Source organism: Salipaludibacillus aurantiacus, from assembly GCF_900111295.1.
Lineage (GTDB): Bacteria > Bacillota > Bacilli > Bacillales > Salisediminibacteriaceae > Salipaludibacillus > Salipaludibacillus aurantiacus.
Map to the genome: position 1 here is coordinate 152,542 of NZ_FOGT01000009.1, position 24,861 is coordinate 177,402.

The window sequence follows — 24,861 nt, forward strand, 5'->3', positions numbered from 1 at the left end:
GATAATTGATTAGTTTAAAGGTCACTTCATTTAGAAGTTTACCAGCGATAATGAGCGAATGCTTTGTTCGCTTCAGCCATTTTGTGAGTATCCTCACGCTTCTTAACAGCTGAACCAGTATTATTCGCTGCATCTAAAATCTCATTAGCCAGACGCTCTTCCATCGTCTTTTCACCACGAAGGCGAGCGTAGCTTACCAACCAGCGAAGCCCTAGAGTCGTTCGACGGTCAGGCTTAACTTCGATCGGCACCTGATAGTTAGCACCTCCGACACGGCGTGCTTTAACTTCAAGTACTGGCATGATATTTTTTAATGCTTGTTCAAAAACTTCCTGTGGCTCGTTGCCACTCCGTTCGCGAACAAGGTCGAATGATTTATAAAGAATTGTTTGCGCTTTACCTCTCTTACCATCAACCATGATACGGTTGATCAGACGAGTAACCAGCTTGGAATTATAAATCGGGTCAGCCAGCACGTCTCTTCGAGGTACAGGTCCTTTACGAGGCATTGAAGTCCCTCCTTTCAATCTTGGTTAAGGATTTATCATCCTTGATTTTCATTATTTTTTAGCTTTAGGTCGCTTAGTTCCATATTTGGAACGCCCCTGCATGCGGTTCTCAACACCAGCAGTATCAAGAGCTCCACGTACGATATGGTAACGTACCCCTGGTAAGTCTTTTACACGTCCGCCGCGGATTAATACAACACTGTGTTCCTGAAGGTTGTGTCCGATTCCAGGGATGTAAGCAGTAACCTCAATTTGGTTCGTTAAACGAACACGGGCATACTTACGAAGGGCTGAGTTCGGCTTCTTCGGCGTCATTGTACCTACACGAGTACATACACCACGCTTTTGCGGTGAATCTTCATCAGTCTGTACTTTTTTGAAGCTGTTATAACCTTTATTTAAAGCTGGAGAGTCGGATTTTTGACCTTTTGATCGGCGACCCTTTCGCACTAATTGGTTAATTGTAGGCATGTTTGTTCCTCCTTTCTTTTTTAAAATATGCAAGCCCACTGGTCCAGGTGGTTCACAAATGGGTAAAAGGAAAGTTTTTACCAGCGGGCGCTGCCGCCGGCAAAAACTTTTTTCACTTTTTAATTGCTACAATTGCTGCATTCACATCAATTCCGCACGCTTTTCCAAGCTGTTTCATCGAATCGACGGTGTGAATGACAACACCTTTATCTTCAGCAAGAACTATCGCCTTTTTCAAGACTTGCCGATCAGCTCTTTAACCTGCTCGTTTTCCAGTGCCTTTAACGTCTGCTTAGTGCCTACGACTTTATTTGCTGCCTGGACTACTTTTTCATAAGACATGACTTATCCTCCAAAGCATCAGGTATTTGGCACACTTAGATATAGTACCACCATGGTTTTTGCATGTCAACACTTTATTAATTAATTATCAGAAGCTGTCGCTTCTTCTACAAGCTCCTCTGTTTCAGAGGCTTCTGAATCAGAAGCTGCCATTTGCCGGTAACGCTGCATACCGGTACCTGCAGGTACGAGTTTACCGATGATAACATTCTCTTTCAGGCCTACCAGTTCATCCCGTTTTCCTTTGATCGCTGCATCTGTAAGGACTCGCGTCGTTTCCTGGAAGGATGCGGCTGATAAGAAGGAATCCGTTTCTAACGATGCTTTGGTAATTCCAAGGAGTACCGGGCGGCCAGAAGCAGGACGTCCGTTTCTCAGCAGGATATCACGATTTGCCTCGTTAAACTGGTGGATTTCAACGAGAGACCCAGGCAATACATCTGTATCCCCAGCGTCTATAACGCGGATTTTTCTCATCATCTGGCGAACCATCACTTCAACGTGCTTGTCACCAATTTCCACCCCTTGCATACGGTAAACTTTCTGGACTTCTCTTAACAGGTATTCCTGTACGCCCTGAACACCGGATACGATAAGGAGTTCTTTCGGATCAATCGAACCTTCTGTCAGTTCCTGACCAGGTTTCACTTCATCCCCAACATTTACTTTCAGTCTTGCGCCGTATAATGTTGGGTAGCTTCGTGTTTCGATTGCCCCTTGAACCACTATTTCTTTCTTATCATTAACTTCTTTAATGTCGGTTACCTTACCTTCGATTTCAGAAATAACAGCCTGCCCTTTAGGGTTTCTGGCTTCAAAGACTTCCTGGATTCTCGGAAGACCCTGAGTAATGTCGTCTCCGGCTACACCGCCTGTGTGGAAAGTACGCATAGTTAACTGGGTACCCGGTTCACCGATTGACTGGGCTGCGATAATTCCTACCGCTTCCCCTACTTCTACTTCTGAGCCTGTCGCAAGGTTTCGTCCATAACACTTTTTACATACACCATGCTTTGTATCACATGTGAAGGCAGAACGGATTAAAACTTCCTCTACCCCTGAATCCTCAATGGTTTTCGCCATATCTTCAGTGATATTCTGGTTTCTTTCCGCAAGTACTTCCTTCGTTTCCGGATGGTAAATGCGCTGGAATGACACTCGGCCTACCAGACGGTCATAAAGACTTTCGATCACTTCATTTCCTTCTTTAATCGCTTTAACAAGAAGGCCGCGGTCAGTTCCGCAGTCATCAGACCTGACAATAACGTCTTGAGCCACGTCTACGAGACGACGGGTGAGGTAACCTGAGTCAGCTGTTTTAAGGGCTGTATCTGCAAGACCTTTACGCGCCCCGTGAGTTGAAATAAAGTACTCAAGCACCGTCAGACCTTCACGGAAACTTGATTTGATCGGAAGCTCGATAATACGTCCGGACGGGTTGGCCATGAGACCACGCATCCCGGCAAGCTGAGTGAAGTTAGAGGCGTTACCACGCGCTCCTGAATCACTCATCATGAAGATAGGGTTGGTAATATCAAGTGTGCCGAGGAGTTTTTCCTGAATAACGTCCTTAGCTGCACTCCAGATTTCTATAACTTTGTCATACCGCTCGTCTTCTGTAATCAGACCGCGGCGGAACTGTTTCATAACACGCTGTACTTTAGTTTCAGCTTCATCGAGAATTTCCTGCTTGTCTTTAAGAACGACGATATCAGAAACACCGATTGTAATACCCGCTTTTGTCGAGTAATAGAAACCTAAGTCCTTCATTTTATCAAGCATAACGGAAGTTTCCGAAATCTTAAACTTCTTAAATACTTCCGCGATGATGTCTCCTAAGAAACCTTTCTTAAACGGAAGAACAAGCTCTCTGCTTTCAAGTTCTTTTTTAATATCCGTTCCTTTTGGAACAAAATACTTTTCGGGAGTCTCAATTTCAAGGTTAAAAGCAGTCGGCTCATTAACAAATGGGAATGAGTCTGGAAGAATTTCATTAAAGATAATTTTCCCTACTGATGTCAGAATTAAGTGATCTTCAAATTCTGGCTTGAAGTTGGACTTGCCGAGTGATGAAACAGGAACAGCAATCCGGGTGTGAAGATGGACATAACCATTTTGGTAGGCGGTCAATACTTCATTAGGATCTTTATAAATGTTCCCTTCACCCACTGCGCCTTTTCTCTCAAGTGTTAAATAGTAGTTTCCTAAAACCATATCCTGAGACGGCGTAACAACTGGTTTTCCGTCTTTCGGATTAAGGATGTTTTGAGCAGCAAGCATGAGTAAACGGGATTCAGCCTGTGCTTCAGCCGAAAGCGGCACGTGTACAGCCATCTGGTCACCATCGAAGTCTGCGTTATAGGCAGTACATACGAGCGGGTGCAGCTTAATGGCACGGCCTTCAACTAATGTTGGTTCGAAAGCCTGGATCCCCAGTCTGTGAAGTGTTGGCGCACGGTTTAACAGGACAGGGTGCTCCCTGATTACCTCTTCCAGAACGTCCCAAACTTCCGGATGTACACGTTCTACCTTACGCTTGGCGCTTTTAATATTATGGGCTAACCCCTTGCTTACAAGTTCTTTCATAACAAAAGGCTTAAACAGCTCAAGGGCCATTTCTTTCGGCAGTCCGCACTGGTACATCTTCAGGTGAGGACCTACCACGATTACGGAACGGCCAGAATAGTCAACACGTTTACCAAGGAGGTTTTGCCGGAAACGCCCCTGCTTCCCTTTAAGCATGTGGGAAAGGGATTTTAACGGCCGGTTCCCTGGCCCTGTAACCGGACGTCCGCGGCGGCCGTTATCAATAAGCGCGTCTACTGCTTCCTGGAGCATCCGTTTCTCGTTCTGCACGATAATATTCGGAGCCCCTAAATCTAACAAACGTTTTAAACGATTATTACGGTTAATTACACGACGGTAAAGGTCGTTCAGGTCGGACGTGGCAAACCGTCCGCCATCCAATTGCACCATCGGGCGCAGTTCCGGAGGAATAACCGGCAGCACATCAAGCACCATCCACGATGGGTAGTTGCCCGAGTGACGGAAAGCTTCGAGGACTTCGAGCCGTTTAATTGCCCTTGTACGGCGTTGTCCCTGAGCTGTTTCCAGTTCTTCTTTAAGAAGGTTCGCCTCTTTATCAAGGTCGATATCCTCAAGTAATTTCCGGATAGCTTCAGCACCCATTTGGGCAGAAAAAGATCTGCCGTATTTGTCAATATAGTTGCGGTACTCTTTTTCTGAAAGAAGCTGTTTCAGTTCAAGCGGTGTATCCCCGGGATCTGTGACTACGTAAGAAGCGAAGTAAATAACTTCTTCCAGTGACCGTGGAGACATATCGAGTACGAGTCCCATACGGCTTGGAATTCCTTTAAAGTACCAGATGTGAGACACAGGGGCAGCAAGTTCAATATGCCCCATACGCTCACGGCGGACTTTGGCTCGTGTAACTTCTACACCGCACCTGTCACAGACGACCCCTTTGTATCTTACACGCTTATATTTTCCGCAATGGCATTCCCAGTCCTTTGTAGGACCAAAAATGCGCTCACAGAATAAACCGTCTTTCTCCGGTTTTAACGTCCGGTAGTTGATTGTTTCCGGTTTTTTAACTTCTCCTCTGGACCAAGATCTGATCTTGTCAGAAGAGGCAAGGCCAATTTTCATATATTCAAAATTATTAACATCTATCAAGGGGCTAACCTCCCTTTCAACATTCAAGTTCTCCCATTATGCGTTAGATTCTCCGCTGGACTCCAAGTTCAGGTTAAGCTTATCGTTTGACTGGTCTTCTTCTTCGTCAATTTCAAGCATATCAATTTCTTCATCATTGCTTGAGAGCATTTTAACGTCCATACCAAGACTTTGCAGTTCTTTTATAAGGACTTTAAACGATTCAGGAACACCCGGTTCAGGAACATTTTCACCTTTTACAATCGCTTCGTAAGTTTTCACACGACCGATTGTATCGTCAGACTTAACTGTGAGAATCTCCTGAAGCGTATAGGCTGCACCATATGCTTCCAGAGCCCATACTTCCATTTCCCCGAAACGCTGCCCACCGAACTGGGCTTTACCGCCGAGCGGCTGCTGGGTTACAAGAGAGTACGGTCCAGTAGAACGGGCATGCAGCTTATCGTCAACCATGTGAGCCAGTTTAATCATATACATGACACCTACTGAGACGCGGTTGTCAAATGGTTCACCGGAACGTCCGTCATAAAGGACTGTCTTACCGTCTCTGGCCATGCCTGCTTCTTCAATTGTGCTCCAAACATCTTCCTCACGGGCACCGTCAAATACCGGCGTAGCGATATGGATACCCAGTTGTCTGGCTGCCATACCCATGTGCAATTCAAGCACCTGTCCGATATTCATACGTGAAGGAACACCTAACGGATTAAGCATAATATCTATTGGTGTACCATCCGGCAAGTAAGGCATATCTTCTTCCGGAAGGATACGGGAAATAACCCCTTTGTTACCGTGTCGGCCAGCCATTTTATCGCCTTCGTGAATCTTACGCTTCTGGACGATATAGACCCGAACCAGCTGGTTAACGCCTGGAGGAAGTTCGTCTCCGTCTTCCCGGTTAAATACTTTTACATCAAGAACAATTCCGTCTCCTCCGTGCGGCGCTCGTAGTGAGGTATCCCGGACTTCACGTGCTTTTTCACCGAAAATGGCGTGAAGAAGGCGTTCTTCTGCCGTTAACTCAGTAACCCCTTTTGGAGTGACTTTTCCGACGAGTATATCACCGTCTTTTACTTCGGCCCCCACCCGGATAATGCCGCGTTCATCAAGATTTCTCAGGGCATCTTCACCGACGTTAGGGATATCCCGGGTGATCTCTTCAGGCCCAAGCTTTGTATCCCGGGATTCTGATTCATATTCTTCAATATGAATAGAAGTATACACATCATCTTTTACGAGACGTTCACTCAGGATAATAGCATCCTCATAGTTATACCCGTCCCAAGTCATAAACCCTACAAGAACATTTTGTCCAAGGGCCATTTCACCTTTTTCCATAGACGAACCGTCAGCAAGAATCTCGCCTTTTTCAACGATCAGTCCTTCACTGACAATCGGGCGCTGGTTATATGATGTTCCCTGGTTGGAACGTTCAAATTTCATCAGGTTATAACGGGTGACATTTCCTTCAACTTCTTTGCCGTCGACTTCTTCAATCGTACGAACATCAACGTATTTCGCACTTACCCGTTCAACACGGCCTTTCGTCCTCGCTACTACAGCGGCACCGGAGTCTTTAGCTGATACATATTCCATACCGGTACCTACGAGAGGAGACCTGGGTTCGAGAAGTGGAACTGCCTGCCGCTGCATGTTTGCACCCATAAGCGCACGGTTAGAGTCGTCATTCTCCAGGAAGGGGATACACGCTGTCGCCGCAGAAACAACCTGCTTAGGAGATACATCCATGTAATCGACGCGGTCCCGCGGAACGATGATGTTCTCACCACGGAAACGGCAAATGATATTTTCATCTATAAATGACCCATCTTCGGCGAGCTTCGCATTCGCCTGGGCTACAACATAATTATCCTCTTCATCAGCTGTGAGGTAATCCACCTGGGCAGATACCTTGCCTGAATCATGATCAACTTTACGGTACGGAGACTCAATAAAGCCAAACTGGTTAACTTTAGCAAAGCTGGACAAGGAGTTAATTAACCCGATGTTCGGACCCTCAGGTGTCTCAATCGGACACATACGGCCATAGTGGGAATAGTGTACGTCACGTACTTCGAAGCCTGCACGTTCCCTTGTCAAACCACCAGGCCCAAGAGCAGATAAACGGCGTTTATGCGTTAATTCCGCCAGAGGGTTAGTCTGATCCATGAACTGGGAAAGCTGGGAACTTCCGAAGAACTCTTTAATTGACGCGATCACAGGACGAATATTAATTAACGCCTGTGGCGTGATCATGTTAGCGTCCTGAATAGACATTCTTTCACGAACCACTCGTTCCATACGGGAAAGGCCGATTCGGAACTGGTTCTGGAGCAATTCGCCAACAGAACGCAGACGACGGTTTCCTAAGTGATCGATATCGTCTGTGTTTCCTACCCCATGAAGAAGGTTAAAGAAATAACTGATAGACGAAATGATATCAGCCGGCGTAATATGTTTAATGGACTTATCAATTTCACCATTAGCAATAACTTTAATCGGCTGGTCGTCATCTCCTTGGGAATAAATCATAACTGACTGGAGGTCGACATCTTCATCGTCAATTACCCCTCCCTGGAGGTTAAGACGGCGGAAGCCTACATTATTTTCAAGGTAAGGGATTAATTTGTCCAGGACACGGCGATCAATAAGTGTGCCTTCTTCCGCTAAAATTTCGCCCGTTTCAGGGTCTACGAGTGTTTCAGCTAAACGCTGATTAAACAGTCTGTTTTTAATATGAAGCTTCTTGTTCATTTTATAACGACCGACATTAGCCAGGTCGTATCTTTTAGGATCGAAAAAGCGGGATTCCAGTAAACTTTTCGCACTTTCTACTGTTGGAGGTTCTCCCGGGCGTAAACGCTCATAGATTTCCAGAAGCGCTTTTTCAGAGCTATCTGTGTTATCCTTTTCAAGCGTATTCCGCAAATATTCATCTTCTCCCAATAAGTCAATGATCTCTTGATCAGTGCCAAATCCAAGCGCACGTAATAGAACCGTTGCGGGAATTTTCCGTGTACGGTCAATTCTTACATACACGACATCTTTTGCATCGGTTTCAAGTTCAAGCCATGCACCACGGTTTGGAATAACCGTTGTGGTGAAGCCGCGCTTTCCGTTTTTGTCCATTTTTTCACTGAAGTACACACTTGGTGAACGAACAAGCTGCGAGACAATAACGCGCTCGGCACCGTTAATAATAAATGTACCTGTGTCTGTCATGAGAGGGAAATCTCCCATAAACACTTCCTGCTCTTTCACTTCACCTGTTTCCTTATTAATAAGGCGGACTTTTACACGAAGTGGCGCAGAATAAGTCACGTCTCGTTCTTTCGACTCGTCTACAGGGTATTTTGGTTCTCCTAAACTGTAATCAATAAACTCGAGAACTAAATTTCCTGTAAAATCTTCAATTGGTGAGATGTCCTGAAACATCTCTCGAATACCCTCATCAAGAAACCATTGATAAGAAGCTGTTTGAATTTCAATTAAGTTTGGAAGATCCAGAACTTCATTGATTCGTGCATAACTTCTTCTCTGGCGGTGGCGTCCATACTGAACTAGTTGACCTGTCAACTCATTCACCCCTCAAACCTAGCGTTTTTATCATCAAAAGGACCGCATGGCGTTTATTGCAAAAATCCTTTGACAGATACGTAATAACATCGTACTATTTTCTAAAGAAAAGAGGATTTCATAAGAAAGTTGTAGAATAAAGTCTAAGGAAAAGCAGAAAATATAAAATAAAGAAAAAAAGGGTTCTGAGGTCTTTTGTCTGAAAAACATAAAAGACGTTCATAGTTTGTCCAAATCACCCTTTTTTATACATTTCCTTTTTATTTAAATCTACTTTATTTCCAAGAAATCTCCGTCACTCAAGCTAAAGATGTTTAACAGAGCATAAGAACCCTATTTTCATCTTCATGTTCATACGCATTAAATAATGCTAACACAACCGGCAAATTCAGTCAATGTTTTTTTGCTTTGAAAATAAAATATCCTTTTGATTTGTTTTCTACTGTCACATCAAAGTCCAATTCTTCAAGCTTCTTCTGTGTTGAAGGCGCTCCCTGCTTCTTCTGAAGCACCACCCATAATTCCCCATTTTCTTTCAGCACGTCTCTTGCCTGTTCATAAAGAGCGAAAACTGTCTCTTTTCCTGCTCTGACAGGCGGGTTGGTAATAAGGGCAGCAAAAGTGTCTCTCTCAAATCCGTCCAGCAGATTATTTTGATCGATCTTAATATTACCTGCCTGATTTAACCGGGCATTTTTCTCAGATAACTGAACGGAACGCTCATTAATATCAACCATATGAATCGGGCGTTCAGGGAAGGATTTCGCAATAGAGATACCAATCGGTCCCCAGCCGCACCCTATATCTCCGATAGGCCCGCTGATCCCAGGCTCCCGAAAAGTTTCTAATAGTAAGCGCGTGCCATAATCCAGGCCGCTCTTCGAAAAAACACCTCTGTCAACATAGAAATGAAAGGATTGCCCTCTGATTTCTTCCCGAATTTCTTTCTGATTGCTTTCCACTGACGGTTTCTTTGAATAATAATGGTCTGCCACAGATTATCCCTGCCTTTCTCATTGGCTCTGTTTATTATTTACTGCAGGCTAAGTATCACTACTTCTTTTCGGGAGAGCCAAAGTATAAAGAAAACCCGCTTTGGCATCCAAAGCGGGTTTTCGTTTAATTTCCGTAAAGAGCGGAAATTACTTAAGTTCGATAGAAGCGCCTGCTTCTTCAAGCTTGCCTTTGATTTCTTCAGCTTCGTCTTTGTCAACGCCTTCTTTAACTGGGGCCGGAGCACCATCAACAAGTGCTTTTGCGTCTTTAAGTCCAAGACCAGTGATTTCACGAACAACTTTGATAACACCGATTTTAGAAGATCCGGCACTCTCAAGAACTACGTCGAATTCAGTTTGCTCTTCTTCAGCTTCAGCGCCGCCTCCGCCAGCAACTGCCACTGGAGCCGCAGCCGTTACGCCGAATTCTTCCTCAATAGCTTTTACTAAATCATTTAGTTCTAAAACTGACATTTCTTTAATCGCATCGATCATTTCTTGCTTAGTCATGATTAAATTCCTCCTGTTTAAAATATATTATGCCGTCAGGCACTGATTTGGCAAGGTTTGTTTACGCACCTTGCTCTTCTTTTTGTTCTGCAACTGCTTTTGTCGCCAATGCAAAGTTGCGGATTGGAGCTTGCATAACGTTGAGTAGCATAGAAAGCAACCCGTCGCGGGATGGAAGCTCCGCAAGAGCCTTGACTTCTTCTAAAGAAGCTACACGTCCTTCAATGATTCCAGCCTTAAGTTCTAACGCGTCGTGCTCTTTGGCAAAGTTGTTAAGAATCTTTGCAGGAGCCACCACATCGTCATTACTGAATGCAATTGCTGTCGGCCCCTTTAGCTGTTCATCGATTTCTGTTAATTCAACAGCTTCAGTTGCACGGCGCACCATTGTGTTTTTGTAAACTTTGAAGTCTACGTTCGCTTCACGCAGCTGTTTACGAAGTTCAGTTACTTCAGCTACGTCCAAACCACGATAGTCAACTACAATTGTAGATTGACTTTCTTTAAGTTTAGTTGCGATTTCGTCAACAATCTGACTTTTCTTTTCAATCACTGTGCTCATTCTGACACCTCCTATTGAAGATTGTTCATACCGTTTGCGAGCCATAAAAAAGCCCCCATGCGCAGACATGGAGGCAGTATAATCTATTCCCTATATAACATAGGTATTCGACGCTACAAACCTCGGCAGGAAATTAAGCACATTTGCGTGCACCTGCTGTCTACGGCATGATCGATTAAATTCACAATCAACAGTATAACTCCCTGAATCAGGGAAGTCAACTACAGTTTATATCCTGATACATTAATTTTTAAGCCAGGCCCCATTGTAGCAGCAAGGGAAACGTTACGAAGGTAAGTTCCTTTTGCAGCCGCTGGTTTAGCTTTCATTAAAGTATCCATCATTGTTTTAAAGTTTTCAACGAGCTTGTCATTATCGAAAGACGTTTTCCCAAGTGGAACGTGGATATTTCCAGCTTTATCAACGCGGTATTCTACTTTACCCGCTTTGATTTCATTCACGGCTTTTTCCACTTCGAAAGTAACAGTGCCAGTCTTAGGGTTAGGCATTAAACCTTTTGGCCCTAATACTCGTCCAAGCTTACCAACTTGAGCCATCATGTCAGGAGTAGCAACGACGACATCAAAGTCAAGCCATCCCTGGCTAACCTTATTAATCATGTCTTCTTCTCCTACGAAGTCAGCTCCGGCAGCTTCTGCTTCTTTCGCTTTATCTCCCTTTGCGAAAACAAGAACTCTTTGAGTTTTACCAGTTCCGTTTGGAAGAACGACTGCTCCACGGATTTGCTGGTCTGCTTTCTTAGGGTCAACGCCAAGACGTGCAGCCAATTCAACTGTTTCGTCAAAATTAGCGACTGCTGTCTTCTTAACAAGTTCAATTGCTTCTTCTACATTATACACTTTCTCACGATCAACGAGTTTCAGTGCATCTTCATACTTTTTACCTCTTTTAGTAGCCAATGTTGTTTCCTCCTTAATTGTGGTTTTAGCGGTTAGACCTCCCACTAATAAAGGTTGCGATACCCGGCATCAGGCAGGACCCTCGCCCTTCTCGCAACCTCCATTTACCTGCACAGGTTTAATTAGTCTTCAATAGTAATTCCCATGCTTCGGGCTGTACCTTCAACCATACGAATCGCTGCATCTACATCTGCTGCGTTCAGGTCAGGCATTTTTGTTTCCGCGATTTCTTTTACTTTATCACGCTTCAAAGTAGCGACCTTGTTGCGGTTAGGCTCACCAGAAGCCGTATCAATACCAGCTGCTTTCTTCAGAAGAACGGCAGCAGGTGGAGTTTTAGTGATAAATGTAAATGACCGGTCTTCAAATACCGTGATTTCTACAGGAATGATCAGACCCGCCTCTTCTTGCGTACGAGCGTTAAATTCCTTACAGAATCCCATAATATTAACACCTGCTTGACCAAGTGCTGGCCCAACTGGCGGCGCTGGATTCGCTTTACCAGCAGGAATTTGTAATTTTACTACTTTAATGACCTTTTTAGCCACGCGACACACCTCCTTAAGTCCGTGATGTGGTAAACCGAGCTTTCGCTCTCCCACTCAAACCCTGCTTCTTTGCAGGAAAAAACGTGAACAGAATGTCCACGTTGATTAACAACATTCAAATTTTATCACTTCATAACTAAGATAGCAAGAATTTTTCTCAAGAGAATTAAATTTTTTCTACCTGATTGAATTCTAACTCTACTGGAGTTTCCCGGCCGAACATATTAACGTGAACTTTTAATTTCTGCTTTTCAGCTGAAATATTTTCAATCGTACCGATAAAGTTCGCAAATGGCCCTTCTTTCACCTTCACGGATTCCTTCAGTTCGAAGTCCACTTCAGGTGCAGGGGCTTCTACGCCCATCTGGCGTAATATAGCGTCTACTTCTTCAGGCAGAAGCGGTGTCGGTTTAGCTCCGCCGCCAGAAGAACCGATAAACCCGGTAACACCTGGGGTATTACGGACAACATACCAGGAATCATCTGTCATAACCATCTCTACAATGACATAGCCTGGAAAGACCTTCTTCGTTACTTGTTTTGATTTTCCATCTTTAATTTCTGTTTCTTCTTCTACCGGGACGATGACTCGAAAAATTTTATCGGTCATACCCATTGATTCCACACGTTTTTCCAAATTCGTTTTTACTTTATTCTCATATCCGGAATATGTGTGAACTACATACCAATTCTTCTCCATGATTGTTCAGGACTGTGACGTCCTTCCCTCCTCTAACGGATTCATATTTTCGTAAATGACCCCAATTAACCTGTGATCAAACGAATAAGCGATGAAATTCCGAAATCCGCAATTGCGAAGAAAATCGAAATGAAAATAACTGTCACTGAAACTACCACAGTATATTTCGTCAATTCTTTTCGGTTAGGCCATGACACCCGCTTCATTTCTGTGGATACGTCTTTTAAAAATTTCACCGGTTTTTTTGCTTTTGCTGTCTCTGCCACTAAAAACACCCCCCAATGCACTCAGTTACTTCGTTTCAAGATGCGCTGTATGCTTTCCGCATGTCTTGCAGTATTTATTTATCTGAAGTCGCTCCGATTGGTTTTGAGCTGTTTTTGTCGTAGAATAATTTCGTGAATGACAATGCTGGCAGGCAAGAATCACTTTCTGTGACATAGCCAACTCTCCTCTTTAACATACACTCATACATACTAGTAAAATTTATCACACGCCGGACTGCCGTGTCAATCATGCCTTGTCACTATCATAGACTTTCCTTGGACGTTTTAACCTTAAATTTAAAAAAACAGGGCAAGCCCTGTTTTTAAAAGTAAGAATTACAGTTTTACACCTTTTAATTCTACGTATCTTTCAAGCTTTCGTTTGACCCGCTGAAGAGCATTGTCTATTGATTTGACATGCCGGTTAAGATCAGCGGATATCTCCTGGTAGCTTCTTCCGTCCAAATAGTGCATGAGCACTTTCCGCTCCAGATCGCTTAAAATCTCTCCCATTTTGTCTTCAATATCATCAAATTCTTCCTGGTTAATCAGCAATTCCTCAGGATCGCTTAACTTAGATCCGCAAATCACATCCAGAAGGGTACGGTCCGACTCCTCATCATAAATAGGTTTATCCAGAGAAACATAAGAATTCAGCGGAATATGCTTTTGGCGTGTAGCTGTTTTAATTGCGGTGATAATTTGCCTCGTTATACATAATTCTGCAAATGCTTTGAATGAGGACAGCTTGTCCCCTTTAAAATCACGAATAGCTTTAAAGAGTCCGATCATACCTTCCTGAACAATGTCTTCATGATCCGCTCCAATTAAAAAATACGAACGGGCTTTTGCCCGCACAAAGTTCTTGTACTTATTAATCAAGTACTCCAGCGCACCGCTGTCCCCTTCCCGTACATATTGCACGAGACTTTCATCGTCTAATTGCCGAAACTTATCCTGAAGCCCGGTCTCAATGAGGTTTAAAGCCACCGCAATCCCTCCGCCCTGTCTTTTTCTCATAAGAAAAGCCAGTCAGTCTCAAATAAATGAAAGCGCATAAATTAAAGAATTGTCTAAATATAACATCAGTATACAGGAAGAAATTAAAAAGCGTCAAGACGTCATCTTTGTCCCCGGCGCCATTTTTCAAAAATTTCAGCCATCTCTTCTGTTATGGGGAGCTTCGTTTTTGCTGTCGCTTTTTTTGTCTTTTTTACTTCTTTCTCAATACCCCGTTCGATCTGTTTCATCTCTGTCCTAAGTTCACGGGCCGACTTTCTGTATGCTCCGCTCGCAAAAATAACTCTCTGTTCAACAAAATCGGAGGTCGCCACATAGATCTGTGTGTCGACCCTCTTCCATTCCTTAACAAGTTTTTCGATCCGTTCATCCGCGGTCTCTTTTTCCCTTGTATAAATAATATTTAATGCGTAGTTATTATATTTTTTGCCAAGCCCCGGCACCATATGGGCATCAAATATAACAGTCACTTCAACCCCTGTATAAGCCTGATATTCGGCCATTTTCTCTATAAGCTGGTCTCTGGCCGATTCAAGGTCCGATGTTTGGAGTGCTTTAAGTTCCGGCCAGTCTCCTATAATGTTATAGCCGTCTACCAGCAGCACCTTTCTCATCCTAGTTCATCTCCGGAGAAGGGCGCCGCCGGAGCACTTCATACATCAGAAGACTTGCTGCTACTGAGGCATTAAGTGAAGTGACTTTACCTGCTAATGGAATGTTAACAAGGAAATCACATTTTTCCTTTACAAGCCGGCTCATACCCTTACCTTCACTGCCAATAACAAGGCAAAGAGGCATATTAACATCCACTTCACGATAATCTGACTCCCCCCGCGCGTCTGTTCCTATAAACCACAATCCCTGTTTTTTTAATTCCTCCATTGTTCTCGCGAGATTAGTCACCCGGGCAACAGGGACATGTTCTATAGCTCCCGCAGAAGACTTAGCTACTGTTGAAGTTAAACCGACTGACCGTCTTTTAGGGATTATAACCCCGTGGGCGCCAGCTGCATCTGCCGTCCTTAGTATTGATCCAAGGTTATGAGGATCTTCGAGCTCATCCAGCAGCAAAAAAAACGGTGATTCGCCTTTTTTCGAGGCTCTGTCGAATAGTACCTGAATATCCTGATATTCATAAGCTGAAATTTGAGCTGCAACCCCCTGATGATTATCTGTGTCCACCATCTGGTCCAGCTTTTTCTTAGGAACAAACTGCACTTGCACTTTTTTCTTTTTACTTAAGCTGATAACCTGGTTCATCTGCCCTTTCTGAGAACCTTCGGCTATCCAAATTTTATTTATCGTATGATCCCCTTTTAAAGCTTCCAGAACGGGATTTTTACCCGCAATCAAATCTTGTTTTCCTGACATGTTATCACTCCTTTCTTTCAATCATTTCAAAACTTTTTAAGACGAGCTCATCCATTCTTTTTTCGCGTCCTGTTAAATATAAATAACCGATGAGGGCTTCATAAGCTGTGCTCAAATTGTAAGTGGCGCGGTCCGTGTTTTTAGGAACAGTTCCTGATCGGGCATTCCTGCCCCGTTTGACAATCGCCAGTTCTTCTTCGGAAAATATTCCTTCATCTAATAAGGCCCTGAGAATATAAGCCTGCGATTTAGCAGAGACATACTGTGTCGCTTCTTTGTGGAGTTTATTAGGCCGGACTTGTCCGCTCGAAATCAGGCGGTACCGGACATAAGTGTCCAGCACCCCATCTCCCATATATGCCAGCGCCAAAGGGTTTAACTGTTCCGGCTCGCGGATTTCTTTATTCAGTTTCATTTACTGCCCTCTTTTCCAGCGCGTTCCTTGAGGCGTATCTTCCAAAATAATATTCTGGTCTTTTAACTGGTCTCTGATTTCATCTGCTCTTGCAAAGTCCCTGTTCTTTCTTGCTTCTATTCTTTCTTCTATTAATTGTTCAACCTCTTCATCAAGCAGTTCCTCTTCCCCGAGGCGGATCCCTAATACAAACGCCATATCATCGAATTCTGCAAGGAAAGCCTTCAAAACACCCTTGTTTGTTTGCTTCTCTTCAAGATATTTGTTTGCCGTTTTAACCAAGTCAAACATGGCAGCTACCGCATTAGCGCTGTTGAAGTCGTCGTCCATGGCTTCCGTAAATTGTTTACGATAGTTTTTAATCTCTTCTAGCCACCGGTCTGTACTTTCTCCCAGATCAGCTGTCTCTTCCAGTCTGTGTGAGACATTCAGGTAAGTTGTTTTGATCCGCTCCAGGCTGCTTTTTGCACTGTTAAGCTGTTCGTCACTAAAGTTAATTGGACTGCGGTAATGGGCGTTCACAATAAAGAAGCGGACGACTTCAGGATCGAACTGTCGAATAATGTCATGAACTAATATAAAGTTCCCGAGCGATTTCGACATTTTCTCGTTATCTATATTAATATAGCCGTTATGAATCCAGTAATTCGCCATTTTCTTTTCATTTAAAGCTTCGGACTGGGCGATCTCATTTTCATGGTGGGGGAAGGCAAGGTCCTGTCCTCCGGCATGAATATCAATGGTCTCCCCTAAATATTTCTTTACCATAGCCGAGCATTCGATATGCCAGCCTGGCCGTCCTTTCCCCCATGGGCTGTCCCAGGATATTTCCCCGGGTTTTGCTGATTTCCATAATACGAAATCAAGAGGGTCTTCTTTCTTTTCGCCAACTTTAATTCTTGCGCCTACTTGCAGGTCATCAATTGACTGATGAGAGAGCTGCCCGTAAGTATCAAATTTCCGCGTCCTGAAATACACATCGCCTTCAGATTCGTAAGCATACCCTTTTTCTGTCAGGCGTTCAATAAACTCAATAATCTCCGGCATCGTATCCGTTACCCGCGGATGCTCATCTGCGGGTTTGACACCCAGGGCTCCTGTGTCTTCATGATAGGCTTTGATAAATCGTTCAGCTATCGCCATAACGTCCTCGCCCATTTCTTCTGCAGCTTTTATTATTTTGTCATCCACATCTGTAAAGTTTGAAACATATTGTACATCGAATCCCCGGTATTCAAAATACCTGCGGATCATATCAAATACTACTGCCGGGCGGGCATTACCGATATGGATGTAGTTGTAAACCGTAGGCCCGCAAACATACATCTTAATTTTTCCTTCTTCCATAGGCTTAAACGTTTCTTTTTTTCTTGTTAACGTATTATACAGCTTGATCGCCATACAAGTTTCCTCCTCAGTATATCGTTCAACAGGTCAGCTTCTTTGTGACTGCTCCCTTTTTAGTTCTTTTATTTCTTTCTTTACCCGCAATAACTCCTGTTCAAGAGCTCTGAATTTATCTGATACAGGATCTGGAAGATTGATGTGATCCAGATCGTTCTGTACTTTCACCCCATCCTGGACGACAATTCTGCCAGGTATACCGACGACAGTAGAGTTAGGCGGGACTTCTTTTAAAACGACAGAACCTGCTCCTATTCGGGAGTTTTTTCCGATTCTCATGGACCCGAGAACTTTTGCCCCGGTAGCCACAAGAACATTATCCTCCAGAGTCGGATGCCGTTTTCCTTTTTCTTTTCCTGTTCCGCCCAAGGTGACGCCTTGAAATATTGTTACGTTATTTCCTATCTCACACGTCTCACCTATTACCACTCCCATTCCGTGATCAATAAAGAGCCTCTGGCCGATTCTCGCTCCGGGATGAATTTCGATTCCCGTAAAAAACCGGCTGACCTGGGACAGAAACCGGGCAATAAAATAAAGTTTCCTGTTCCACAACCAATGCGCCAGACGATGACACCAGACCGCATGCACCCCTGAATAATTTATAATGACTTCTAAACGGTTACGGGCAGCAGGGTCCTGGTCCAGGACCACATCAACATCATTTCTTAAGGTTTTAAACAAAGACAGTCCCTCCTTTCAAGTATGCTTTTATTCAGGCTCCGTTCCGGATATTTAAAACTCGGCTTACCTTTATATAGAGCCAAAAGTATAAAAAACGTCTCTGTGCCCTTATGAGGACACAGAGACGCTTGATCGCGCGGTTCCACTCTGTTTGAGTACGTTTTGGTACTCCGCTTTGAAAGATAACGGTCTTTCCATTCCGCCATCCCTATTAAGAAACCGCAGTTCCTGTTCAGGAAATGGACTCAGAGGTGCATTTCAAAAGACATTATCTTAAGTCACTTTCAGCCGCGGTGACCCTCTCTTTAAAGAATGGTGTCTTCCTACTTCTCCTCGTCAGTGTTTTAGCTATTTATTATTTTACAGCAAACTGTCTAAGCGCTTTTTGACTACAGTGCGTCCTAAAAGAGAAATGGTTTGAAGAAGATCGGGACCATGGGTCTGTCCTGATACCGCTGCACGAATCGGCATAAACAGATTTTTTCCTTTATGGCCGGTTTCTTTCTGTACAGCTTTTATCGCTTTTTTAATTTCCTCAGCTTTAAAATCTTCCACTTCTTCTAATTTACCTTTAAAGGCGCGGAGCACTTCAGGCACCTGTTCTCCGGCTAAAACCTCTTTAGCCTCTCCATTATAATCGATTTGTTCTTTAAAGAACAACTCTGTCAACTTAACAATTTCTGCCCCGAAGCTCATTTTTTCCTGGTGAAGAATGATTAAGTCATACGCCCATTTTTTCTGCTCGTCAGTCATCATCTCAGGAAGACGCCCGGCTTTTACCAAATGAGGAAGAGCAAGCCACACAACGCGGTCTTCATCCGCTTCCTTCATATACTGATTATTCATCCATGCAAGCTTTTGGGTATCAAAAACTGCCGGAGCTTTAATAACTCTGTCCAAGGTAAACTGTTCGATCAGTTCATCCTTTGTAAGGATTTCCTCTTCTCCGCCAGGAGACCAGCCTAATAAAGAAATAAAATTCACAATTGCTTCAGGCAAATAACCTAGATCGCGGTACTGTTCAACAAACTGAATGATTGATTCATCTCTTTTACTCATTTTTTGCCTGTCTTCATTTAAGATGAGGGAAGCATGAGCAAATACCGGAGGCGTCCAGCCTAATGCTTCAAATAATAGTACTTGTCTTGGAGCATTTGACAGATGTTCTTCTCCACGGATGACGTGGGAAATTTCCATAAGGTGATCATCAATCACTACGGCGAAATTATAAGTTGGAATTCCGTCCTGGCGTACAATCACAAAATCGCCAATCCCGTCACTGTCGAATGTTACTTTGCCCCGTACCTTGTCATCTACTATAATTTCCTGTCCCTGCGGTACAAGAAAGCGGACAACAGGCTTTCGTCCTTCTTCTTCGTAAGCTTTCTTTTGCTCTTCAGTAAGATTCCGGTCGCGGCCGCTGTATTTCGGTGTTTCTCCACGCGCCCTTTGTTCTTCACGCTCAGCTTCCAGTTCTTCCTCCGTCATATAACAGTGGTAAGCTTTGCCTTCCTGAATCAGCTGTTCGACATATTTTTTATAAATATCAAGCCTTTCCATGCTCTGGTACGGTGCATGAGGGCCGCCGACATCTACACTTTCATCCCACTCAATACCTAACCATTTTAGGCTTTCCATCAGTTTTTCGGTCGCTGCATCTACATTTCTCGCCTGGTCAGTATCTTCAATACGGACGATAAATTTCCCTTTTTGGTTTCGCGCATAAAGATAGTTAAAAAGAGCAGCGCGTGCTCCGCCAATATGTAAATGTCCCGTTGGACTCGGAGCAAACCTCACACGTACTTCTTGACTCATAGTATGACACCTTCCATTCTAATGTTCATTTATTTTATTCTACCATCTTTACATTACAAGGTTCCATTAAGAATTACACTTTTACCAGCAAAACAACTGCCTGGGAAGCAATGCCTTCTTCACGTCCGGTGAATCCCAGTTTCTCTGTTGTTGTCGCTTTCACATTTACTTGAGAAACTTCCGCTTCCAGTAATTCGGCAATTCTCTTTTGGATAGCAGGTATATGAGGAGCCATTTTTGGTTTTTGAGCCATAATCGTACAATCCGCATTACCTAATTTATAACCGTGCTGCTTGACGATCTCCCACACATGGCTAAGAAGCATGGCAGAGTCAGCGTCTTTAAATTCAGGATCAGTGTCAGGGAAATGCTTACCGATATCCCCTTCACCAACAGCTCCTAAACATGCATCAGCAATCGTATGTAAAAGTACATCAGCATCTGAATGGCCTAACAGGCCTTTATCATGGGGAATGTCAATTCCTCCAAGGATAAGTGGTCGCCCCTCCACGAGCTGATGGACGTCAAACCCTTGTCCTATTCTCATTTCTGTGCATCCTCCTTACGCTTTTTAATAATAGCCTCAGCAAAAAGCAGGTCTTCAGAAGTGGTTATTTTCAAATTTTCATAATCCCCCTGTACAATTTCCACCGGACGATTAAGGTACTCCATTAAGCTTGCATCATCAGTACCCAAAAAACCATCTCTTTCAGCCATTTCATGAGCATAGCGTATTTCTTCAAGATGAAAAGCCTGAGGTGTCTGTACTGACCATAAGCTTGACCGGTCAATCGTCTGTGTAATCTGTTTCTGCTCAACCAGTTTAATTGTATCCTTAACAGGGACACCTGTCACTGCCGCTCCCTTATCACAGGCGGCTTCTACCAGGTGGTGAATTACCTCGTGCCGTATAAACGGTCTTGCCCCGTCATGTATCAGCACGACAGGGTTTCCTTTAATAGCTTTCAATCCTTCAAATACACTCTGCTGGCGCTCTTTGCCGCCTTCAACAATTTGGGACACCTTAGTGATATTATACTCTTTAATAAGTTCATGAATCTGTTCTATTTCCTTTTTATTTACGGCCAGGATTATCCCAGTACATAGAAGATCCTCCTCAAACACACGGAGCGTGTGAATCAGGAGGGGGTCATTGTCTATTTTCAAAAATTGTTTATTCTTGCCGGCATTCATTCGTTTTCCTTGGCCTGCTGCTGGAATAACTACATGATAATTTCGCATGAGAACTCCTTTATTGTCTCTATTGGGCCTTAAAGTGCTTTCTCCATCAGTTTCGGTTTGGCAAAAATCATTCGTCCGGCTGAGGTTTGCAGCACACTGGTCACAATGACTTCAATATTTTTGCCAATATAACTTCTGCCTTCTTCAACAACAATCATCGTACCATCGTCTAAATAAGCAATACCTTGGTTTTGTTCTTTGCCGTCCTTAATAACTTGCACGCCCATTTCTTCGCCGGGCAGGACAACAGGCTTGACCGCATTTGCGAGATCATTAATATTCAGGACATCCACGCCTTGTAAGTCGCACACTTTATTTAAATTAAAGTCATTAGTAACAACAAATCCTCCCAGCACTTTAGCCAGTTTCACAAGTTTGCTGTCTACTTCCTGAATTTCCTCAAAATCTCCTTCATAAATTTCAACTTTTACGGACAGCTCTTTTTGAATTTTATTTAAAATGTCTAGACCGCGCCGGCCACGGTTCCTTTTTAACACATCAGAAGAGTCTGCAATATGCTGAAGCTCTTCAAGTACAAATTCCGGAATGATTAACGTTCCTTCTATAAATCCGGTCTGGCAGATATCTGCAATTCTTCCGTCAATAATTACACTCGTATCAAGAATCTTCAGTTTTCCGTGAACTTCTTCTTCAGCCTCTTCAGCGCTTTTCTTTGTATTTTTGGACCCAGGAAACAGCCCCATTAATTCATCACGCTTCTGATAACCGACCTGAAAGCCTAAATATCCGAAAAACAACGTAAGAATAAGCGGCAAAACAGAACTTAAAATAGGGATCTCTACACTGTTTAAAGCAACGGTAATCAGAAAGGCTAACATCAGACCAATAACCAGTCCCACCGTGCCAAACAGAAGGTCTGTCACCGGAAATTTGACAAGTGTATCTTCAGCAAGCCGGATAAAACTGACAATGTTATCTACAAACAAATAAAGAGATAAGTATAATATAAGTGCACCTAATACTGCTCCAAAATAACCGTTAATAAGCCATTCCGGGGTGCCGTTAATATTTAGAAAATGAATAAGATCAGGTATAAACAGATAACCGACAGTACCACCTATAAACAGAATTACCAATTGTACAATTTTGCGAAGCATAAACTTCACCTCCTTCTAGTTATTATAGACAAGACCCCGGAATCCAAACATAAAAGGTTAAATTTCACAAAAAATTACATATTCAAGCATATAAATACCTTATCACCGGCTAATTACATTGTCAATAATACTAAATAATCCATTATATCCATTTAAAATCTATTCGTCAATAGATGATTTTTTTAGACACTATTCATTTAAATGTGCCGGTCTATAAAAAGCTGCTCCTGAATCCTGGTTAATCCGTCTTTTATTTTTTTTGCTCTCGCTTCCCCAATACCGTCCACTTCATCCAGTTCTTCAATACTGGCTCTCATAATATAAGGCAGTTCCTTGAATCTGTTTATCAGGTTACCGACAACCATGGGCGGAATGCGGGGAATTTTATTTAAAATTCGGTAGCCTCTCGGACAAACAGCCTGTTCCTGGAGATTAGTAATTTTCCCGTGGCCCAGGAGCTTGACGATCACATGATCATCCAGCAGCTCATCATTTGACAGACGTTTTAATTTCTTTAACGTTTCCACAGGGTCCTGTTTTTCGTCTTTTATATAATCTTTAATTAAAAGCAGGGCTTCATTCTCCATGTTAAGAACCAGCTCTTCCAGCTGCATAGAGATAAGCCGTCCTTCGTTTCCTAATTCATTCACGTAATTAAGTATTTCTCCTTTAATTCTTAAAACCATTTCTACCCTGTGCATCACCTGGGATACTTCGTTGAATGTAACAAGTTCTTCAAATTCCAATGCACCAAGGTTAGTTATACTTTGATCAAGTACGGATTTATACTTTTCCAGTGTCTGAATGGCCTGATTTGCTTTTGTTAAAATGACGCCGATATCTTTAAGTGCATATCTGTACTCTCCCTGGTAAAGGGTAATCACATTACGCCTCTGGGAAATGGATATAACCAGGTTGCCAGTCTGTTTAGCTACTCTTTGTGCCGTTCTGTGGCGGATCCCGGTTTCAGTAGAATAAATCGTATTTTCCGGGACTAGCTGTGTATTAGCGTAGAGAATCCGCCCGCCGTCTTCACTTAAAATGATTGCTCCGTCCATTTTAGCCAGTTCATAAAGGTAGGCAGGGGAAAAATCACTGTTTATAAAAAATCCGCCGTCCACAAGGTTAATCATTTCTTCATTATACCCAAGGACAATCAAGCCGCCGGTTTTTGCCCGCAGGACATTGTCGATGCCTTCCCGAAGAGCTGTCCCCGGCGCTACCAGATGCAGCACATTACTTATAAAATTTTCATCATAATTCGAACGTTGGTGATCCACTCGATATTCCTCCTAACGTGACTTCGATTGCTTCATTTACACTGCTGACACCCACTACTTCTATTCCTTCAGGCGCCGTCCACCCTCCTGCCGATTTCTCAGGAATAATGACACGTTCAAAACCGAGTTTAGCCGCTTCAATGACCCGCTGTTCAATACGTGTGACACGTCTTACTTCTCCAGTCAAGCCAACTTCTCCAATAATTACATCAGCCGGGGCTGTTGGTGAATCCCGGAAACTTGAAGCAATTGACACAGCGATAGCCAGGTCTATCGAAGGTTCATCCAGGCGGACGCCTCCCGCTACCTTTACATAAGCATCATGATTTTGGAGCATCATACCGACCCGTTTTTCCAATACTGCCATAATTAAAGAAATACGATTATGGTCAACACCCGTGGCCATTCTTCTCGGATTCCCGAAGCTTGTAGGAGAAATCAGTGACTGTATTTCTACCAGCACTGTCCTTGTCCCTTCCATTGAGGCAACGACAGCGGAACCGGCCGCTCCTGAAGATCTTTCTTCAAGAAATATCTCTGAAGGGTTTAGAACTTCCTCAAGGCCGGCCTCTTTCATTTCAAAAATCCCTATTTCATTAGTTGATCCAAACCTGTTTTTTACGGCCCTTAAAATACGATAGGTATGGTGGCGCTCTCCTTCAAAGTAAAGTACACAATCAACCATATGTTCCAAAATCCGCGGTCCTGCAATGGAACCTTGTTTGGTCACGTGCCCGACAAGAAAAATAGCAATTCCTTTTGTTTTAGCTATGCGCATAAATGCCGATGTACATTCCCTGACTTGTGAAACACTTCCTGGTGCACTTGTTACACCTTCAAGATAAACAGTTTGAATAGAGTCAATGATAACGAGTGTCGGGTTCATCTCTTCTATCACTTTTTCGATATGTTCCACATCAGTTTCGGCTAAAACAAATAACTGGTCATTCCCTATGCCAAGTCTGTCAGCTCTCAACTTTGTCTGTTTAACCGATTCCTCACCTGATATATAAAGCACCCTTTCTTTTCGTTCAGAAAGTGTAGCGGAAACTTGAAGAAGCAAGGTTGATTTCCCTATTCCCGGATCGCCTCCGACCAGAACGAGAGAGCCAGGAACAATTCCGCCTCCCAAAACGCGGTTAAGCTCTTTTATATGTGTACTGATTCTTTCTTCTTCAGTTCGCTCAATTGTTGTTATAGGTTCAGGTTTTGCGGTTCTTTTGCCTCCCGTTACAAAGCCCCGTTTTCTTCCGGCTGGCTCTGCTTCTATTTCTTCCACTAATGTATTCCAGTTCTGGCAGCCTGGACATTTCCCCATCCATTTAGTGGACTCATAACCACAATCCTGACAGACAAATTTTGTTTTGCGTTTAGCCATTTACACGACCTCTTTTCCTTGAACATCCTGTTTATTTAT

At 43.4% G+C, this 24,861-nt stretch carries 24 protein-coding genes, 1 pseudogene and 2 other annotated features; all 25 genes and pseudogenes read right to left on the reverse strand.

Going from position 1 to position 24,861, the window contains the following annotated elements; translation table 11 throughout:
- Positions 1-38: 38 nt before the first annotated feature.
- The 25 genes and pseudogenes from rpsG to radA all read right to left on the reverse strand — a co-directional run bounded on the left by rpsG (position 39) and on the right by radA (position 24,822).
- Positions 39-509, reverse strand: a complete 471-nt coding sequence (gene rpsG, locus BMW59_RS12720) for a 30S ribosomal protein S7 (protein ID WP_093052675.1) — start codon at positions 507-509, stop codon at positions 39-41.
- A 51-nt stretch (positions 510-560) separates the two neighbouring features.
- Positions 561-980 carry a 30S ribosomal protein S12 gene (gene rpsL / locus BMW59_RS12725; protein WP_093052678.1) on the reverse strand — a complete coding sequence of 140 codons (420 nt, stop codon included), beginning with the start codon at positions 978-980 and terminating at the stop codon, positions 561-563.
- A gap of 112 nt (positions 981-1,092) precedes the next feature.
- Positions 1,093-1,322: pseudogene (locus BMW59_RS12730) on the reverse strand (ribosomal L7Ae/L30e/S12e/Gadd45 family protein).
- Between the two features lie 81 nt (positions 1,323-1,403).
- Complete coding sequence (gene rpoC / locus BMW59_RS12735) at positions 1,404-5,018, reverse strand: DNA-directed RNA polymerase subunit beta' (RefSeq protein ID WP_093052681.1); 3,615 nt, start codon at positions 5,016-5,018, stop codon at positions 1,404-1,406.
- A 36-nt stretch (positions 5,019-5,054) separates the two neighbouring features.
- Complete coding sequence (gene rpoB / locus BMW59_RS12740) at positions 5,055-8,594, reverse strand: DNA-directed RNA polymerase subunit beta (protein ID WP_093052684.1); 3,540 nt, start codon at positions 8,592-8,594, stop codon at positions 5,055-5,057.
- 392 nt (positions 8,595-8,986) lie between these two features.
- Complete coding sequence (locus BMW59_RS12745; RefSeq protein WP_093052687.1) at positions 8,987-9,589, reverse strand: class I SAM-dependent methyltransferase; 603 nt, start codon at positions 9,587-9,589, stop codon at positions 8,987-8,989.
- 147 nt (positions 9,590-9,736) lie between these two features.
- Entirely contained in the window at positions 9,737-10,099 is a 363-nt protein-coding gene (gene rplL / locus BMW59_RS12750) for a 50S ribosomal protein L7/L12 (protein WP_093052690.1), read from the reverse strand.
- 61 nt (positions 10,100-10,160) lie between these two features.
- Positions 10,161-10,661, reverse strand: coding sequence for a 50S ribosomal protein L10 (gene rplJ / locus BMW59_RS12755; RefSeq protein ID WP_093052693.1), 501 nt, complete (start codon positions 10,659-10,661; stop codon positions 10,161-10,163).
- A 36-nt stretch (positions 10,662-10,697) separates the two neighbouring features.
- Positions 10,698-10,845, reverse strand: a sequence feature (ribosomal protein L10 leader region).
- A gap of 37 nt (positions 10,846-10,882) precedes the next feature.
- Positions 10,883-11,626 carry a 50S ribosomal protein L1 gene (gene rplA, locus BMW59_RS12760; protein WP_093052696.1) on the reverse strand — a complete coding sequence of 248 codons (744 nt, stop codon included), beginning with the start codon at positions 11,624-11,626 and terminating at the stop codon, positions 10,883-10,885.
- A gap of 77 nt (positions 11,627-11,703) precedes the next feature.
- Positions 11,704-12,129, reverse strand: a complete 426-nt coding sequence (rplK, locus tag BMW59_RS12765; RefSeq protein WP_143051237.1) for a 50S ribosomal protein L11 — start codon at positions 12,127-12,129, stop codon at positions 11,704-11,706.
- A 166-nt stretch (positions 12,130-12,295) separates the two neighbouring features.
- Positions 12,296-12,829, reverse strand: a complete 534-nt coding sequence (gene nusG / locus BMW59_RS12770) for a transcription termination/antitermination protein NusG (protein WP_093052702.1) — start codon at positions 12,827-12,829, stop codon at positions 12,296-12,298.
- 65 nt (positions 12,830-12,894) lie between these two features.
- Positions 12,895-13,095: a preprotein translocase subunit SecE gene (gene secE / locus BMW59_RS12775; protein ID WP_281244272.1), complete on the reverse strand. Its 201-nt coding sequence runs from the start codon at positions 13,093-13,095 to the stop codon at positions 12,895-12,897.
- Between the two features lie 25 nt (positions 13,096-13,120).
- Positions 13,121-13,270, reverse strand: coding sequence for a 50S ribosomal protein L33 (gene rpmG / locus BMW59_RS12780; RefSeq protein WP_093052705.1), 150 nt, complete (start codon positions 13,268-13,270; stop codon positions 13,121-13,123).
- Between the two features lie 161 nt (positions 13,271-13,431).
- Positions 13,432-14,115, reverse strand: coding sequence for an RNA polymerase sporulation sigma factor SigH (sigH, locus tag BMW59_RS12785; RefSeq protein ID WP_235788527.1), 684 nt, complete (start codon positions 14,113-14,115; stop codon positions 13,432-13,434).
- 101 nt (positions 14,116-14,216) lie between these two features.
- Positions 14,217-14,729, reverse strand: coding sequence for an NYN domain-containing protein (locus BMW59_RS12790; RefSeq protein WP_093052711.1), 513 nt, complete (start codon positions 14,727-14,729; stop codon positions 14,217-14,219).
- Position 14,730: 1 nt separating this feature from the next.
- Positions 14,731-15,486 carry a 23S rRNA (guanosine(2251)-2'-O)-methyltransferase RlmB gene (gene rlmB, locus BMW59_RS12795; protein ID WP_093052715.1) on the reverse strand — a complete coding sequence of 252 codons (756 nt, stop codon included), beginning with the start codon at positions 15,484-15,486 and terminating at the stop codon, positions 14,731-14,733.
- 4 nt (positions 15,487-15,490) lie between these two features.
- Positions 15,491-15,901 (reverse strand): Mini-ribonuclease 3, encoded by a 411-nt coding sequence (locus tag BMW59_RS12800; RefSeq protein ID WP_093052718.1) that lies wholly within the window; start codon positions 15,899-15,901, stop codon positions 15,491-15,493.
- Complete coding sequence (cysS, locus tag BMW59_RS12805) at positions 15,902-17,302, reverse strand: cysteine--tRNA ligase (RefSeq protein WP_093052721.1); 1,401 nt, start codon at positions 17,300-17,302, stop codon at positions 15,902-15,904.
- A 33-nt stretch (positions 17,303-17,335) separates the two neighbouring features.
- The gene (gene cysE, locus BMW59_RS12810) at positions 17,336-17,989 is read right to left on the reverse strand and encodes a serine O-acetyltransferase (RefSeq protein WP_093052724.1); all 654 of its coding nucleotides are present in this window, start codon (positions 17,987-17,989) and stop codon (positions 17,336-17,338) included.
- A 117-nt stretch (positions 17,990-18,106) separates the two neighbouring features.
- Positions 18,107-18,338 (reverse strand) — a binding site (T-box leader).
- A gap of 11 nt (positions 18,339-18,349) precedes the next feature.
- Positions 18,350-19,804: a glutamate--tRNA ligase gene (gene gltX / locus BMW59_RS12815; RefSeq protein WP_093052727.1), complete on the reverse strand. Its 1,455-nt coding sequence runs from the start codon at positions 19,802-19,804 to the stop codon at positions 18,350-18,352.
- 73 nt (positions 19,805-19,877) lie between these two features.
- A complete protein-coding gene (ispF, locus tag BMW59_RS12820) occupies positions 19,878-20,351 on the reverse strand; it encodes a 2-C-methyl-D-erythritol 2,4-cyclodiphosphate synthase (RefSeq protein ID WP_093052730.1) in 474 nt (157 codons plus the stop codon).
- Positions 20,348-21,046 (reverse strand): 2-C-methyl-D-erythritol 4-phosphate cytidylyltransferase, encoded by a 699-nt coding sequence (gene ispD / locus BMW59_RS12825; RefSeq protein WP_093052733.1) that lies wholly within the window; start codon positions 21,044-21,046, stop codon positions 20,348-20,350. Before ispD ends, ispF begins: the two co-directional genes overlap by 4 nt.
- A 29-nt stretch (positions 21,047-21,075) precedes the next feature.
- On the reverse strand, positions 21,076-22,164 hold the full coding sequence (locus tag BMW59_RS12830) for a PIN/TRAM domain-containing protein (RefSeq protein WP_093052736.1): 1,089 nt from the start codon (positions 22,162-22,164) through the stop codon (positions 21,076-21,078).
- 197 nt (positions 22,165-22,361) lie between these two features.
- A complete protein-coding gene (gene disA / locus BMW59_RS12835) occupies positions 22,362-23,444 on the reverse strand; it encodes a DNA integrity scanning diadenylate cyclase DisA (RefSeq protein WP_093052738.1) in 1,083 nt (360 codons plus the stop codon).
- The gene (radA, locus tag BMW59_RS12840; protein ID WP_093052741.1) at positions 23,419-24,822 is read right to left on the reverse strand and encodes a DNA repair protein RadA; all 1,404 of its coding nucleotides are present in this window, start codon (positions 24,820-24,822) and stop codon (positions 23,419-23,421) included. Before radA ends, disA begins: the two co-directional genes overlap by 26 nt.
- Positions 24,823-24,861 lie beyond the last annotated feature (39 nt).

Bases quoted from the DNA above. Each gene is read 5' to 3' on its own strand.
- rplJ (WP_093052693.1), bottom strand. From the start codon at position 10,661: ATGAGCACAGTGATTGAAAAGAAAAGTCAGATTGTTGACGAAATCGCA.
- gltX (WP_093052727.1), bottom strand. From the start codon at position 19,804: ATGAGTCAAGAAGTACGTGTGAGGTTTGCTCCGAGTCCAACGGGACAT.
- rpsG (WP_093052675.1), bottom strand. From the start codon at position 509: ATGCCTCGTAAAGGACCTGTACCTCGAAGAGACGTGCTGGCTGACCCG.
- ispD (WP_093052733.1), bottom strand. From the start codon at position 21,046: ATGCGAAATTATCATGTAGTTATTCCAGCAGCAGGCCAAGGAAAACGA.
- BMW59_RS12830 (WP_093052736.1), bottom strand. From the start codon at position 22,164: ATGCTTCGCAAAATTGTACAATTGGTAATTCTGTTTATAGGTGGTACT.
- sigH (WP_235788527.1), bottom strand. From the start codon at position 14,115: ATGAGAAAAAGACAGGGCGGAGGGATTGCGGTGGCTTTAAACCTCATT.
- BMW59_RS12800 (WP_093052718.1), bottom strand. From the start codon at position 15,901: ATGAAACTGAATAAAGAAATCCGCGAGCCGGAACAGTTAAACCCTTTG.
- radA (WP_093052741.1), bottom strand. From the start codon at position 24,822: ATGGCTAAACGCAAAACAAAATTTGTCTGTCAGGATTGTGGTTATGAG.
- BMW59_RS12790 (WP_093052711.1), bottom strand. From the start codon at position 14,729: ATGAGAAAGGTGCTGCTGGTAGACGGCTATAACATTATAGGAGACTGG.
- rplL (WP_093052690.1), bottom strand. From the start codon at position 10,099: ATGACTAAGCAAGAAATGATCGATGCGATTAAAGAAATGTCAGTTTTA.
- ispF (WP_093052730.1), bottom strand. From the start codon at position 20,351: ATGAGAATAGGACAAGGGTTTGACGTCCATCAGCTCGTGGAGGGGCGA.
- cysS (WP_093052721.1), bottom strand. From the start codon at position 17,302: ATGGCGATCAAGCTGTATAATACGTTAACAAGAAAAAAAGAAACGTTT.
- rpmG (WP_093052705.1), bottom strand. From the start codon at position 13,270: ATGTCACAGAAAGTGATTCTTGCCTGCCAGCATTGTCATTCACGAAAT.
- rpsL (WP_093052678.1), bottom strand. From the start codon at position 980: ATGCCTACAATTAACCAATTAGTGCGAAAGGGTCGCCGATCAAAAGGT.
- rlmB (WP_093052715.1), bottom strand. From the start codon at position 15,486: ATGTCAGGAAAACAAGATTTGATTGCGGGTAAAAATCCCGTTCTGGAA.
- nusG (WP_093052702.1), bottom strand. From the start codon at position 12,829: ATGGAGAAGAATTGGTATGTAGTTCACACATATTCCGGATATGAGAAT.